The sequence below is a fragment of the Marinobacter arenosus genome (genome assembly GCF_019264345.1).
GTDB classification, from domain to species: Bacteria; Pseudomonadota; Gammaproteobacteria; order Pseudomonadales; family Oleiphilaceae; genus Marinobacter; species Marinobacter arenosus.
The window spans coordinates 137,217-151,670 of the sequence record NZ_JAHVAO010000004.1 but is presented as its reverse complement, the minus strand read 5'-3'; the positions used below and the strand labels follow the sequence as shown (position 1 = coordinate 151,670).

At 60.0% G+C, this 14,454-nt stretch carries 15 protein-coding genes; 4 read left to right on the top strand and 11 right to left on the bottom strand.

Annotated elements, in window-relative coordinates:
• The first annotated feature begins 99 nt into the window (after positions 1–99).
• Positions 100–1,629, top strand: coding sequence for a WS/DGAT/MGAT family O-acyltransferase (locus tag KXD86_RS18035; protein WP_218637527.1), 1,530 nt, complete (start codon positions 100–102; stop codon positions 1,627–1,629).
• A 36-nt stretch (positions 1,630–1,665) separates the two neighbouring features.
• Here the strand turns inward: KXD86_RS18035 and KXD86_RS18030 are convergent, their stop codons facing one another.
• Positions 1,666–2,343 (bottom strand): DUF2057 family protein, encoded by a 678-nt coding sequence (locus tag KXD86_RS18030; RefSeq protein WP_218637526.1) that lies wholly within the window; start codon positions 2,341–2,343, stop codon positions 1,666–1,668.
• 267 nt (positions 2,344–2,610) lie between these two features.
• On the opposite strand from KXD86_RS18030, the gene KXD86_RS18935 reads away from it, so the two are divergent.
• A complete protein-coding gene (locus tag KXD86_RS18935; RefSeq protein WP_228739682.1) occupies positions 2,611–2,814 on the top strand; it encodes a DUF6316 family protein in 204 nt (67 codons plus the stop codon).
• Positions 2,815–2,843: 29 nt separating this feature from the next.
• Here the strand turns inward: KXD86_RS18935 and KXD86_RS18025 are convergent, their stop codons facing one another.
• The 8 genes from KXD86_RS18025 to glyA form a co-directional block, all read right to left on the bottom strand.
• Complete coding sequence (locus KXD86_RS18025) at positions 2,844–3,371, bottom strand: phosphatidylglycerophosphatase A family protein (RefSeq protein ID WP_218637525.1); 528 nt, start codon at positions 3,369–3,371, stop codon at positions 2,844–2,846.
• The gene (gene thiL / locus KXD86_RS18020; protein ID WP_218637524.1) at positions 3,368–4,324 is read right to left on the bottom strand and encodes a thiamine-phosphate kinase; all 957 of its coding nucleotides are present in this window, start codon (positions 4,322–4,324) and stop codon (positions 3,368–3,370) included. Before thiL ends, KXD86_RS18025 begins: the two co-directional genes overlap by 4 nt.
• 3 nt (positions 4,325–4,327) lie before the next feature.
• The gene (gene nusB, locus KXD86_RS18015; protein ID WP_218637523.1) at positions 4,328–4,804 is read right to left on the bottom strand and encodes a transcription antitermination factor NusB; all 477 of its coding nucleotides are present in this window, start codon (positions 4,802–4,804) and stop codon (positions 4,328–4,330) included.
• Positions 4,804–5,280, bottom strand: coding sequence for a 6,7-dimethyl-8-ribityllumazine synthase (gene ribH, locus KXD86_RS18010; protein WP_218637522.1), 477 nt, complete (start codon positions 5,278–5,280; stop codon positions 4,804–4,806). The genes nusB and ribH overlap by 1 nt, the downstream gene beginning before the upstream one ends.
• A 43-nt stretch (positions 5,281–5,323) precedes the next feature.
• On the bottom strand, positions 5,324–6,442 hold the full coding sequence (gene ribBA, locus KXD86_RS18005; RefSeq protein WP_218637521.1) for a bifunctional 3,4-dihydroxy-2-butanone-4-phosphate synthase/GTP cyclohydrolase II: 1,119 nt from the start codon (positions 6,440–6,442) through the stop codon (positions 5,324–5,326).
• Between the two features lie 64 nt (positions 6,443–6,506).
• Complete coding sequence (gene ribD, locus KXD86_RS18000) at positions 6,507–7,622, bottom strand: bifunctional diaminohydroxyphosphoribosylaminopyrimidine deaminase/5-amino-6-(5-phosphoribosylamino)uracil reductase RibD (protein ID WP_218637520.1); 1,116 nt, start codon at positions 7,620–7,622, stop codon at positions 6,507–6,509.
• Positions 7,619–8,137, bottom strand: coding sequence for a transcriptional regulator NrdR (gene nrdR / locus KXD86_RS17995; RefSeq protein ID WP_218637519.1), 519 nt, complete (start codon positions 8,135–8,137; stop codon positions 7,619–7,621). The genes ribD and nrdR overlap by 4 nt, the downstream gene beginning before the upstream one ends.
• Positions 8,138–8,212: 75 nt before the next feature.
• Positions 8,213–9,466, bottom strand: a complete 1,254-nt coding sequence (glyA, locus tag KXD86_RS17990) for a serine hydroxymethyltransferase (RefSeq protein ID WP_218637518.1) — start codon at positions 9,464–9,466, stop codon at positions 8,213–8,215.
• A gap of 263 nt (positions 9,467–9,729) precedes the next feature.
• On the opposite strand from glyA, the gene ettA reads away from it, so the two are divergent.
• Entirely contained in the window at positions 9,730–11,391 is a 1,662-nt protein-coding gene (gene ettA / locus KXD86_RS17985; protein ID WP_218637517.1) for an energy-dependent translational throttle protein EttA, read from the top strand.
• Complete coding sequence (gene radA, locus KXD86_RS17980; protein WP_218637516.1) at positions 11,391–12,767, top strand: DNA repair protein RadA; 1,377 nt, start codon at positions 11,391–11,393, stop codon at positions 12,765–12,767. The genes ettA and radA overlap by 1 nt, the downstream gene beginning before the upstream one ends.
• Before the next feature lie 5 nt (positions 12,768–12,772).
• Here the strand turns inward: radA and KXD86_RS17975 are convergent, their stop codons facing one another.
• Both KXD86_RS17975 and hemE read right to left on the bottom strand, forming a co-directional pair.
• Entirely contained in the window at positions 12,773–13,141 is a 369-nt protein-coding gene (locus tag KXD86_RS17975; RefSeq protein WP_218637515.1) for a PilZ domain-containing protein, read from the bottom strand.
• A gap of 120 nt (positions 13,142–13,261) precedes the next feature.
• Positions 13,262–14,326: a uroporphyrinogen decarboxylase gene (hemE, locus tag KXD86_RS17970; RefSeq protein ID WP_218637514.1), complete on the bottom strand. Its 1,065-nt coding sequence runs from the start codon at positions 14,324–14,326 to the stop codon at positions 13,262–13,264.
• Positions 14,327–14,454: the final 128 nt, after the last annotated feature.

Sequence of the window (14,454 nt, the reverse complement as noted above, 5' to 3'; positions counted from 1 at the left end):
TGGCTGCAGGACACCAGAAAAACCGGCAGCCCAGTCAACCGGGAACCAAGACCGGTCGTTTATACTTGTGCGAAACAACACGCCGAAGGGAGTTCATTAATGCGGCAGCTGTCCGAACTGGATGCCTCGTTCCTGTATCTGGAATCCGAGACGACACCCATGCACATTGGCGGAATCTACCTGTTCGATGCCAGTGAGCAGACCCATCCGCTGGCCTTCAGCACGTTTGTCGCTTACCTTCGCAGTCGCCTTCACGTCGTCCCCGTTTTCCGCCAGCGCCTGAAAGAAATCCCCATGCGGCTTGGCCGCCCCTACTGGATTGACGACCCGGACTTCAGCATTGAACGGCACCTTGCCTACGTCAATCTGGGCGAACACGGACGCCGGGCCAGCCTGATGACGCTGGCCTCAAAGATTCTGGAAGAGCCCCTCAAGCGGGACAGACCCCTCTGGCACATCACGTTCGTCGACGGTTTCAAAATCGATGACAACGACACGGAGCGCCAGGGCTTTGCCCTGATCGTGAAACTCCACCACGCCGCCATTGACGCGTTCAGTGGCGAGGACATTATTGGCAAACTGCTGGAGTACACGCCGGAGCCCAGGCCGATTACGCCACCCAGACCGTGGAGCCCCCGCCCCGAACCGTCGGAGGAGCGGGTGATTCTCCAGGCAGGCGCGAACATATTAAGAACCCCGCTCCAGTTCACCTCCCTGGCCTTCAACGCCGCCGAAGCCACGGCTCGCGGCCTGATCCAGAAGCAATTGCGCAAACTGCCCATGCCCTTCCCTGTGTTCTCGGCGCCACACAGCCCGTTCAACCGCCAAATCACCGCCAACCGGCAGATTGTGTCGACCAGCGTGGATCTGCCGCGGCTCAAAGCCATCAAGGCAACCCTGGGCGACGTCACGCTCAACGATGTGGTTCTGGGCCTGTGTGCCGAGGCATTACGCCGATACAGTCACGATCACGGCGCCGACACCAGCAGGTCGCTGGTGGCCATGACGCCGATTTCCGTGCGCTCCAACAGTCTTCGCAGGGCGACCGGTAACCAGATGTCGGCGATGCTGCTCGACCTGTCCACCAGCGAATCGGATCCAGCCCTGCGCATTCGCAAGATCCACCGGAACGCCGTCGCGTCGGAACCCTACCGGGAAGCCATCGCGGCGGACCGACTGACCGAACTGCTACCGTCGACCATGCTGGCGCTATCCGCCCGACTCTATTCCGAACTGCAGATCGCCCAGCGCTACCAGCCCGCATTCAATCTGCCTATCACCAACGTTCCGGGGCCACAGGTACCGCTCTACCTGCAGGGGGCAAGGCTTACCCAGCAGTACAACACCGCGCCCCTGTTCGACAGCATGGGCCTGGTCATTGTCGCGGTGAGTTATCAGGGCCGGCTGACCATTAACTTTACGCTCTGCCCGGACGTCGTCGCCGACGGCAGCTCACTGGAGGGGTACATTACAGAAAGCCTCGGTGCCATCGAGGAGGCTGCCCAAAACCTGGGCCTTGATGGTGAAACGGGAGAGGATGGGGAGTTGCCTCATCAGACGCTGACTGACGACGTTCTGACCGCTCTGGAGGGCGTGCTCAAAAAAACCCTTCATCGCTTCCGGATGTAGGGAGTGGGCCCGCCGCGCCTGGCGGGCCCGAATCACTTACTCGAAAGCCCAGCGCAAAAAGGCCTTCTTCTCTTCTTCGGTGGCGGTAGCCCAGACCGATTTCAGGGTATCAAGTGCACTGCCCTCGGCGGCCCCCACCGGACCGCTTTCCGGGATCGGGGTTCGCTCTGCTGCCACGGCAGGTGTCCATACACTGGACTCCGCAACCACCTTTTCGCCATCCACCGTCACCACGGTAGCGACGAAGTCCTCTGCCATCTGCTCGGCTTCCGAGCGCGACGCGGGCTGGTCAAACTGGAAACGGTAAACCGTGTCCTGCTCGGCATCGAAGCGGACGACCCGTGGTTCGCTTGTGTACACGTGCACTTTCGATTCGCCGTTTTCAACAACCCCGGATTTCGCCCAGATGGTCTTGTACGTGAAGATGACCTCGTTCTCTCCCGGCAGCAATGCGTAATCGAGGGCGAGATCATCCATCAAAAAGTTACTCATGTTGCGGCCATTGATGCGTGACACCTGAATCGAGCCCGGGGCTTTCAGGGTAGCCGCATTCGCGGCCGCTGCCGGTTCGCCATCCCAGGTCTCTACTCTGGTCAGGGTGGACGAACACCCGACGGTTGCCACCAGGAAACCGAAAGCCAGGATAAACCGCGCGCTCTGTCCAGCTTTCAATGCACCCGACTTCAGGGCCGCCAATACGTGAAAGATACTCATGAAATCTCCTTGGTAAACGAGGGAAGGACCCAGAGGTTAGCATTCGTTTGATTGCATTCTGACGAGTGCTTCTGAAGAGGGCAAGCCGGCCTTTTCAATCTGTTGCGGCACCCCGGTGCCCATCGGACCGATCTGGTTTGCGAACCACCCCGTAAAAATGTAAAAAAATGTTGAATTCGTACGCAATTGGATTAATTTTAAACAGATCGGCAATACAAATGCGTCGCCCGGAATTGAACAGGAAGCAGATCGGGCACAGGAGAAGTTATGGACATCCAAAGCAGGTCCGGGGAGGCAGGTCCAGTCCCCTTCAGAAGTAGCCGGTTCTTCTGCGTAGGCAGCAAATGGTATTTTACGACCCGGGAAGGGTTTGACAGCGGTCCGTTTGCCTCCCGAGAACGAGCGGAGACCGGTCTCAAACGTTTCCTACACGTTGTAAGGTTGTTACCGGAGGATCAGCAACTCCATTGAACAGAAACTGACCTCCAGCATCTTCCCGTTCACACAATGACCGGCATTAACCATCGGTCAATGGCGAACATGGAAGCCATCGCCATAAAACCCGCCACAACATCGTCAATCATTATGCCAAGCCCCCCGGGCAGGCGGTCATCCAGCCAACTGATAGGCCAGGGTTTGACGACGTCGAACAACCGGAACAGCACGAACGCCAGCAGAACCCCCGCAATCTGATCCGGGAACAATCCCAGGGCAATCCACATTCCCACGAACTCGTCCCAGACGATGCCGCCGTGATCATGAACCTTCAGGTCCCGGGCGGTTTTACCACACAACCAGATCCCAACCAGGAATGCGACCAGAACAATAGCCCAATAGACCATTCCGGGCAGCCAGGCAAAGGCATACCAGAATGGAATCGCCGCCAGGCTGCCCCAGGTGCCCGGCGCACGCGCCGCCGCACCGCTGCCGAAACCGAATGCCAGAAGGTGCACCGGATTTTTCAGGAACCCCGGGGGGAGCAATGCCTGTGGCAGATCCGGCTCGGGGAACTGATCCTCCTGACTCATGACTTACTCCTGAAATGGTCAAACCCGGTGTCCAAGTGATCGGCAGGCTCGGGGCCGCCGGCCAAACGCAGGCCGGCCTCGGCTTCAATGGTCCCGATCACCGTCAAGTGCTTTCCGATGGCTTCTGGCAGTGCAGCCCAGCGAGACCTGGGGAGGGTCACACAAAGCTCGTAATCGTCGCCTGCGCGCAACCCATAGCCCAGAGCCTGGTCGCCCTTCAGTCGACGCAATGCCTGAGACATCGGAATCGTCGACAGATCAAGCGTGGCGCCCATGCCGGAAGCGTCCAGCACATGTCCGAGGTCCGCCAGGAGGCCATCCGAAATATCAATCGCCGAGGTCACAATCCCCGCAAGAGCCTGGCCCAGTTCCAGGCGAGGACAAGGCCGGTGGTAACGTCGGAGCAGCGCCTTCGCATCGTCCGAGGGCGGCTGCGCCTCAAGATAGTCCAGCGCGGCACCGGCATCGCCCAGGGTACCGGAGACACACACCAGATCCCCCACCTTCGCTCCAGATCGCCGCGTTCCCCCTCCCCTGGGCACCGTCCCATGGACCTGGAGGCTCAGCGTGAGGGGGCCGCGGGTGGTATCGCCACCAGCGAGCGACAGACCGAATGTCCCGGCCGCATCAGCCAATCCGCGCGAGAAGCCTTTTAACCACGATTCGTTGACGGTCGGTAGGGTCAACGCCAGGGTGAAGCACACGGGCTTCGCCCCCATGGCGGCGAGATCGCTGGCAGCAGCGGCGAGCGCCCGCCAGGCGAGATGATCGGCCGGATAGGCCTTGGGGAAATGGATGCCCTCCACCACGGTATCGATGGAGAACACCAGATCGCAGTCGGCTGGAATTCGCTGAATCGCGCAGTCGTCTCCCAGCCCCAGCTCCAAGGCCGCGCTGGGAAACGAGTCCGCAATCGGCTCGAAGTACTGCCGGATCAGCTCGAATTCGCCCATACCCTACCGGGGACGCATCTCGGCCAGGCGCAAACGACGACTGAGTTTGTCCAGAATGCTGTTTACGAACTTATGGCCCTCGGTGCCGCCAAACCGTTTGGCCATCTCGATGCCTTCGTTGATCACCACCTTGTAGGGAACGTCCAACCGGTGTTTCAACTCGTAGGCGCCCAGGCGCACGATGGCCAACTCAATGGGATCGACTTCGTGAAGCGGTCGGTCGAGAAAAGGTTCCAGGAGCTTATCCAGGTCGGCCTGCTCGCGATGCACACCACGGAGCAAGTCGCGGAAATACAGCTGGTCTACCTTGCTCATGTCGTTATCGACCATGAACTCGGCCTCAATATCCGAGATCGAGCTCTTGCTGAAGTGTCGCTGATACAGCCCCTGCATCGCCAGCGCGCGCGCACGGCGTCGGTCGCCCGCTTTGGGCTGACCGGTCGGCGCGGGCTGGGGGGCGTTGTCGTCAGTTGCGCTCATCACCCACCCAGTTTCTTGAACAGGCTGACCATTTCCAGTGCGGTAACCGCGGCTTCGGCGCCTTTGTTACCGGCCTTGGTGCCTGAACGCTCAATGGCCTGCTCGATCGAATCCACCGTCAGCACTCCGAAAGTAACGGGCACATCGGTCTCAAGGCTGACCGCACCCAGACCACTGGAGGCTTCACCAGCAACGTACTCGAAATGGGGAGTACCGCCACGGATAACCGCGCCCAGGGCAATGATGGCGTCGAAGTTCGAGGTTTCGGCCACGCGCTTCACCGCCAGTGGCATTTCGTAAGCGCCGGGCACACGGATGATCTCGATGTCATCAGTGGAAATACCGTGGCGACGCAGGGTATCGATGGCACCCTCAACCAGGCTCTCGACCACAAAACCGTTAAACCGGCCAACCACGAGTGCATAACGACCGCTGCACTGGGTAAAGTCACCTTCAATTACTTTGATATCTGCCATGCATGGCTCCTTCACGGGTCCGGACATTGGGGTCCAGACCGGGTTAATCATTCGGGGTGTAGGGGACGTATTCAACCACTTCCAGATCGAATCCGGAAATGGCCGAGAACTTGATCGGGGGACTCAACAGGCGCATCTTGCCAACACCCAGGTCCCGCAAAATCTGCGAGCCGGTACCGACCGTGAAATAGACACCGGAGCTGCCCTTGCCAGCGGAGCCCTGCCCTTCGTCAAAGAACTCGTGAATACGGTCTTCCAGGTTGTAGCTGTCCTCGGCGCTGTTCAGCAGCACCACGACACCCTTGCCTTCTGCGGCCACTTTTTCCAGGGCATGGTGCAACGGCCAGCTGCGGGAATCCTTGCGGCGGGCACCCAACAGGTCTCTCAGCGTGTCGGTGATGTGCACGCGCACGTGGACCGGTTCGTCGGCACTGATCTCTCCCATGACCATGGCCAGATGGGTGGAGCCCTGAATATTATCCCGGTAGGTTCGCAGGCTGAACTCGCCATACTCGGTGTCCAGCTTGTTTTCTTCCACACACTCGATGGTGCGCTCGTTCATGGTGCGGTAGTGAATCAGGTCGGCAATGGTGCCAATCTTGAGATCGTGCTCCTCCGCAAAACGTTCGAGATCCTCCCGACGCGCCATGGAGCCATCGTCGTTCATGATCTCGCAGATCACCCCCGCTGGTTCTGAACCAGCCAGTGCCGCCAGATCACAGGAAGCCTCCGTATGCCCGGCGCGGCTGAGCACACCACCCGGATCCGCCATCAACGGAAAGATGTGACCCGGCTGCACCAGATCCGACGCCTTGGCGTCACGGGCGACCGCAGCCTGTACGGTACGGGCACGATCGGCGGCGGAGATGCCAGTGGTGACGCCTTCCTTTGCCTCGATCGACAGCGTGAACTTGGTGCCGAACCCCGAGGCATTCTGCTGCACCATCAGCGGAAGCCCCAACTGTTCGCAGCGGTCGCGGGTCATGGGCATGCAGATCAGGCCACGACCAAAGCGCGCCATAAAGTTGATGGCTTCAGCCGAGCAGTGTTCAGCAGCCATCACCAGATCGCCTTCATTTTCGCGATCCTCGTCGTCCATCAGAATGACCATTTTACCCTGACGGATGTCTTCAATGATTTCTTCAATGCTGTTCAGTGCCATACGGTTTTGCACCCTTGCGGTTAACCGACAGCGTCGCGCTGTCAGAACACCGTGAATTTATTGATTACCGGCGCGCCAGGATCAGACGCTGATCCTCACCCACCTGACGTCGGTCCAGCACCGTCCATTGCACTTTATCCGCCATTGATTCCAAAGGCAGATGCGCCGTGGGTCGCCCTGTACTGCCCAGGAAAACAGGGGCCTGATAGAGCCAGAGCTCATCGACCAATCCTTCACTGATAAAGGTGCCCGCGAGCGTCGGGCCGGCCTCAACCAGCAACTCGTTAATGCCGAGCTCGCCCAGGGAGTCCAGCAGTTCTGCGACATCAATGCCGTTATCCTTCCAGGCCACGCCGTTGACGCTGACGCCCAGAGCGGCCAGATCCTGGGCAGGAGCCGTTGCCAGGGTGGACGAGGCGCAGAAAACCTGAACATTGCCGCCCTGCAGGATGTTTGCGGAAGGCGGTGTCCGGGCATCCCGATCCGCAATGACTCGCAGCGGCTGCCGGGAAGGTTCGGTGGCGTCTCCGATGTCCCCCAGCTCTTCCCGTCGTACCGTCAGTGACGGATCGTCCGCCAGGACGGTACCGACGCCGGTCACGATCGCATCGCTGATCGCCCGAAGGCGCTGCACGTCCTGGCGCGCCTCACTGCCGGTAATCCACTGACTCTCACCGGATGCCATCGCCGTGCGACCATCGAGGCTCGCAGCCATCTTCAGCCGCACCCAGGGCCGACCGGTATTCATGCGCTTCATAAACCCGGGGTTCAGTCGCGCGGCTTCGTCCGCCAGCAACCCTTCGGTAACCTGTACGCCGGCTTCTCGGAGCAACTCGAGGCCCCGTCCAGATACCGACGGATTGGGGTCCTTGGTGGCCGCAAACACGTGGGCCACACCCGCATCGATCAGCGCCCTAGCGCAGGGAGGCGTTCGCCCGAAATGGCTACACGGCTCAAGTGTCACGTAGGCCGTTGCGCCTCGAGCAGACGGGCCGGCCTGGCTCAGGGCGCGAATTTCGGCATGGGCTTCTCCGGCTCGCTCGTGCCAGCCCTCGCCCAGAATGTCGTTGCCACGGGCGATAACACAGCCAACCCTGGGGTTCGGATGCGTTGAATAGCGACCGCGCCAGGCAAGCTGAATGGCACGCGCCATCATGGCCCGATCACGAACCTCGGTCATGCTTTTCCTTTTGCGGAATGGTTATCGGCCAACGCCTTGGCAACATCCACTGCATTCTCGCCGTTGGTCGCCGACAGTCGCTCGATCTCTTCCTTGAATTCGTTGATGTCCTGAAAGCTGCGATAAACCGATGCGAACCGGACATAGGCAACCTTGTCGAGCTGTCTAAGCTCGGTCATCACCTCTTCGCCCAATTGCATTGATTTGATCTCCCGCTCGCCGGTGGCGCGGAGCCGGTACTTGATGCGATTCAGGGCCGCGTCAATCTGCTCAATGCTTACCGGGCGTTTCTCCAGGGCCTTCATGATACCGGACCGCAGTTTTTCCTCGTCGAAGGGCTGACGAATGCCGTCCTGCTTGACGACCCGCGGCATCACCAGCTCTGCAGACTCAAATGTGGTGAAGCGCTCATGGCATGACAGGCATTCCCGGCGGCGACGCACCTGATCGCCCTCGGCAACGAGTCGCGAGTCAATTACCTTGGTATCTGCTTCACCACAGAAGGGACAATGCATAGTCAGAGACTCCGGAGAGGAAGCCAGCGCCGGACACCCAGTCAGGTCTCCGGCGCGGCAGGTCTAGCCTGAAGTTTAGCCGTAGACCGGGAAACGGGCACACAAAGCAGCTACCTGCTCGCGCACACGGCTATTCACGGCTTCGTCTTCGAGGTTGTCGAGAATGTCGCAAATCCAACCGGCCAGATCGCGGCTTTCGGATTCACCGAAACCGCGGGTGGTGATTGCCGGTGTGCCAATACGCAGACCGGAAGTCACGAACGGCGAGCGCGGGTCGTTGGGAACCGCGTTCTTGTTGACGGTGATGTGGGCACGTCCAAGCGCCGCATCCGCATCCTTGCCAGTAATGTCCTGTTTGATCAGGCTCACCAGAAACAGGTGGTTCTTGGTACCGCCGGACACCACGTCATAGCCGCGCTCGACGAATACCTGCGCCATGGCACTGGCGTTCTTGACCACCTGCTTCTGGTAGGTCTTGAACTCGTCACTCATGGCTTCCTTAAAGCAGACGGCCTTGGCTGCAATCACGTGCATCAACGGACCACCCTGGCCACCCGGGAACACCGCGGAGTTCAGCTTCTTCTGCAGGTCGGCATCGTCACAGGCCAGGATCAGACCACCGCGAGGGCCTCGCAGCGTCTTGTGGGTTGTCGTGGCAACGACATGGGCATGAGGCACTGGATCCGGGTAAACACCCGCCGCAACGAGACCGGCCACGTGCGCCATATCGACAAAGAGGTAAGCACCGACCTTGTCGGCAATTTCACGGAAGCGGGCAAAATCCAGCTCCTGGGAATAAGCCGAGAAGCCGGCAATGATCATCTTCGGCTTATGCTCAACCGCCAGGGCTTCCACTTCGTCATAATCGATCAGGCCGGTGTCCGGATTCAGACCGTATTGAACGGCATTGTAGATTTTGCCGGAGAAGTTGACGCTGGCGCCGTGGGTCAGGTGACCACCGTGCGCGAGGCTCATGCCCAGAACCGTGTCACCGGGCTTCAGCAGCGCCATGAACACGGCGGAGTTGGCCTGGGAGCCGGAGTGTGGCTGCACGTTGGCGTAGGCGGCACCAAACAGTTCCTTGGCGCGATCAATCGCCAGATCTTCAGCGATGTCTACAAACTCGCAGCCGCCGTAGTAGCGCTTACCAGGGTAGCCTTCTGCATACTTGTTGGTCAGCACGCTACCCTGCGCTTCCATCACGCGCGGGCTGGTGTAGTTCTCGGATGCAATCAACTCGATGTGAGCTTCCTGGCGTTTCTCTTCCGCCTGCATGGCGTTCCAGAGTTCGTCGTCAAAGCCGGCGATTTTCATATCACGATTAAACATGGATGCGCTGCCCCTGTGTGCTTGGCTGGCCCGGAGAGCTTTGGATATCTCCGCAGGCTCCCTGAAAAATTGGGCCGCTATTCTATCTTACAAATGGGTAAAAAATCATCTTTTATAGGCCCTGCAGGCCCTCCGCAGAAACCGTCACACCGCAACCTGCGATTTCCCTCAATTGCTATAGCTTCCCGGTTTCGCTACCTTACGGGGCTTATCTGCGAGTTCCTTTTATTTACCTCAGATTGCAACAGAGGACACAGCCAGTTATGGCCCAGTACGTATACAGCATGAACCGCGTGGGCAAGGTGGTTCCGCCCAAGCGTGAAATCCTCAAGGACATTTCCCTGAGCTTCTTCCCGGGCGCCAAAATCGGTGTGCTCGGCCTGAACGGTTCCGGTAAATCCACTCTGCTCCGGATTATGGCGGGCGTGGATCAGGATTACATCGGTGAGGCCCGGCCCCAGCCGGGCATCAACGTGGGTTACCTGCCCCAGGAGCCGGAACTGGACGATTCCAAAACGGTCAAGGAAATCGTCGACGAAGCCGTTTCCGGCGTGCACGAGGCGCTGGCCGAACTCGACAAGGTATACGCTGCCTATGCCGAGCCGGATGCCGACTTTGACGCTCTCGCCAAGAAACAGGGCGAACTGGAAGCCTTCATTCAGGCCACCGACGGCCATGACATTGAGCGCAAGATGGAAGTGGCCGCCGACGCCCTGCGCCTGCCGGCGTGGGACCAAAAGGTCACGAACCTGTCCGGTGGTGAGCGCCGCCGTGTGGCTCTCTGCCGCCTGCTGCTCTCCGGTCCCGACATGCTGCTGCTGGACGAGCCGACCAACCATCTGGACGCGGAATCCGTCGCCTGGCTTGAACGCTTCCTGCACGATTACTCCGGCACCGTCGTGGCCATCACCCATGACCGGTACTTCCTGGACAACGTGGCCGGCTGGATTCTCGAACTGGACCGTGGCCACGGCATTCCGTTCGAAGGCAACTACAGCCAGTGGCTGGAGAACAAAGAGAAGCGCCTGGAGATGGAGGCCAAGCAGGAGGCAGCCCACCAGAAGGCCGTCAAGCACGAGCTGGAGTGGGTGCGCAGCAATGCCAAGGGCCGCCAATCCAAGAGCAAGGCTCGCCTGGCCCGCTTCGAGGAGATGAGCTCCCAGGAATTCCAGAAGCGCAACGAAACCAACGAGCTGTACATCCCACCGGGACCGCGCCTGGGCGACAAGGTGATCGAAGTGGACGGCATCAGCAAGTCCTTCGATGACCGCCTGCTGTACGAAGACGTTTCGTTCCGGGTACCGCCGGGAGCCATCGTTGGCATCATCGGTGGTAACGGGGCCGGTAAATCCACCCTGTTCAAGATGATTGCCGGTTTCGACAAGCCCGACGCAGGCGACATTGTTGTCGGCGAAACCGTTGAACTGGCCTACGTAGACCAGATGCGCGATCTGGACGGCGACAAGACGGTCTGGGAAGAACTCTCCGACGGCAACGACATCATCAAGGTGGGCAATTACGAGACCCCCTCCCGGGCCTACGTCGGTCGCTTCAATTTCAAGGGCAGCGACCAGCAGAAACGCGTGGGCGACCTGTCCGGCGGCGAACGCAACCGACTCCACCTGGCCAAGCTCCTGAAGCAGGGCGGCAACGTGCTGCTGCTGGATGAGCCGACCAACGACCTCGATGTGGAAACACTGCGAGCACTGGAAGAAGCCCTGCTGAACTTCCCCGGCGCGGCACTGGTCATCTCGCACGACCGCTGGTTCCTGGACCGGGTCGCCACCCACATCCTAGCGTTCGAGGACGATGGTGACGTCGTGTACTTCGAGGGTAACTTCAGCGAATACGATGAGGACCACAAGAAGCGCAAAGGCGACTCGGCCATGGTGCCCCAGCGTATGAAGTACAAGAAGCTGGCCTGATGGCAAAAACCAGGACCGCCTATGTCTGTACCGAGTGCGGTGCCGACTATTCCAAGTGGCAGGGCCAGTGTACGGCCTGCCAGGCCTGGAATACCGTGAGCGAAGTTCGGGGCGTCAGTAGCGCGGCCAAAGGGGCCCGCGGCGCCCGCTTCGAAGGATTCGCCGGCAGCCTGTCCGAGATCAAGAGCCTGGACGACGTCAGCCTGGCCGAACAGCCCCGGATCAGCTCCGGCATGCAGGAGTTCGACCGGGTTCTGGGCGGCGGCCTCGTGGAAGGTTCCGCCGTCCTGATGGGGGGGCACCCAGGGGCGGGAAAGAGCACCCTCCTGCTCCAGGCCGTTTGCCACCTGGCTGCTAGCGTACCCGCTCTCTACGTCACAGGCGAAGAGTCGCTGCAACAGGTTGCCATGCGCGCCAAGCGACTGGGGTTGCCGACCAGCGATCTGAAAATGCTGTCTGAAACCAGCGTCGAGCGGGTAATGCAGGTAGCAGAAGCTGAAAGGCCCCGCATTCTGGTGGTGGACAGTATCCAGGTCATGCACGTGGCGGACATCGAATCGGCCCCGGGCTCGGTCTCCCAGGTTCGAGAAAGTGCCGCCTACCTGACCCGCTTTGCCAAGCAGACCGGCACCATCCTGTTCCTCGTCGGTCACGTTACCAAGGACGGCAGCCTGGCCGGGCCCAAAGTGCTGGAGCACATGATCGACTGCTCGATCTTGCTGGAAGGCTCCAGCGACAGCCGCTACCGCACGCTTCGTGGCATCAAGAATCGATTTGGCGCCGTCAACGAACTGGGCGTGTTCGCGATGCTGGAACAGGGACTCAAGGAAGTGAAGAACCCGAGCGCGATTTTCCTCAATCGGGGCGAGGAAGCGGCGCCGGGCAGTGTCGTGATGGTGGTCTGGGAAGGCACCCGCCCCATGCTCGTGGAGATTCAGGCACTGGTTGATATGGCCCAGGGAGGCTACCCGCGCCGGGTGGCGGTTGGCCTGGACCAGAACCGCCTGGCCATGTTGCTGGCGGTTCTGCATCGCCACGGCGGCATGCACGTGTCCGATCAGGACGTGTTTGTGAACGTGGTAGGCGGCGTGAAGGTGAACGAAACCAGCGCTGACCTTGCCCTGCTGGCGGCGATCGTCTCTTCCTTCCGTGACCGGGCCCTGCCCCAGGATCTGGTGATCTTCGGCGAAGTGGGTCTCTCCGGCGAAATACGCCCCGTTCCCAGTGGTCAGGAGCGGATCTACGAAGCGGCGAAGCACGGCTTTACCCGGGCACTGGTCCCCAAGGCCAATGCACCCCGAAAAGACATTGAAGGCATGAAGGTAATACCGGTGACCAAGCTGAGCGATGCGCTCTCTGCCCTGGAAGACGTGTAAGCCGGCTAATCAATAAGATGGGCGAATTCTCGCTCCAACAGTGCCTGGTCACCGAGATTGAGCTCGACCAGGCGCTTTAGGTGCGTGGCACTTTCCAGATCGATGTACTGGCATTTAAAGCCAAGCCTGTGCGGCTCAACGTGCCTCAGCTCCACCGCCATGACAATGGCCGCCTCATGATCGTTCAGGTGAACGATCACCTCACACGGCTGCTTTAATGGCACATTCCACCCTTCCGGTCGCTTGACCAGCACACCTTTCAGGCAAATGTCCAAGACCTCGGTCGGCCAGACGCTATCCAGGCAGTGCAGCTCGCAGGGAGCATCAAATTCGATGCGATGAAATCGGCGCTTCTCAGGGGATTTGGCGGGCAAGTGGCTACTCCTGTCAACCAGTCTTGTTTTACCTGACTATAGACCGGACAGGAGGCGACATCCACTTGGATCGTTGGACTTGTCGAATCCTGTCACGCCCGGGCCAAAGAACTCTCACACTCAGCGGTGGTATTCTGGACTCAGCTCAACAACCGCCTCAATGAACGCCCTCGCGTGCTCGGGATCCACATCCGGCGTAATGCCATGCCCCAGATTGAATACGTGGCCGGTCCCCGTCCCAAAACGACGCAAGATATCCGCCACTTCCTGACGAATCCGCGCCGGCGGCGCATACAGCATGGCGGGGTCCATGTTGCCCTGCAACGTGACCCGATCGCCGATCCGGGCGCGGGCATTGCCAATGTCGGTGGTCCAGTCGAGACCAACGGCGTCGGCGCCGGTATCCGCAATGGATTCCAGCCACTGACCGCCGTTCTTGGTAAACAGGATCACAGGGACACGCCGGCCATCCTGCTCCCGCACCAGGCCATCGACAATTTTCTTCATGTACCGAAGGGAGAACTCTTCGTACGCCCAGCTGCTGAGAACGCCACCCCAGGTGTCGAAAATCTGAACCGCCTGAGCACCGGCCTTGATCTGGCTGTTGAGGTAATCGATCACCGACTCCGCCAGATGGTCCAGCAAGCGGTGCATGACCTCGGGCTGACCGTACATGAGCTTCTTGGCTTCCCGGAAATCCTTGGAGGACCCGCCCTCGATCATGTACGTCGCCAGGGTCCAGGGGCTGCCCGAGAAACCGATGAGAGGAACGCTGCCATTGAGTGCCCCCCGGATGGTGGACACGGCGTTCATGACGTAGTCCAGGTCGACCTCGGCGTTCAGTGTCGGCAGGGCAGCCACATCGGCCTCGGACCGGATGGTGTGCTTGAATTTGGGGCCCTCACCGGTCTCGAAGTACAGCCCCAGACCCAACGCATCCGGAATCGTGAGGATATCGGAGAACAGAATCGCCGCGTCCAGTGGGTAGCGCTCCAACGGCTGAAGCGTTACCTCGCAAGCGAGTGGCGTGTTCTTGCAGAGACTGAGAAAGTCGCCGGCTTTTGCGCGGGTTGCCCGGTACTCCGGCAGATAACGGCCAGCCTGCCTCATCATCCATACGGGCGTCCGGTCAACAGGCTGGCGCATGAGTGCGCGCAGGAAGCGATCATTTTTCAGCTCGGTCATAACAGGTCCAGCATTCTCAGTCGGTAAATGGTGCGATTGAATGGGGAGCAATGATACCCCGTTCGCCACAATAAAAAAGGGCGGCTTACCCTTAGTAAGCCGCCCTTCTGATCGGGATCAGGCCTGCA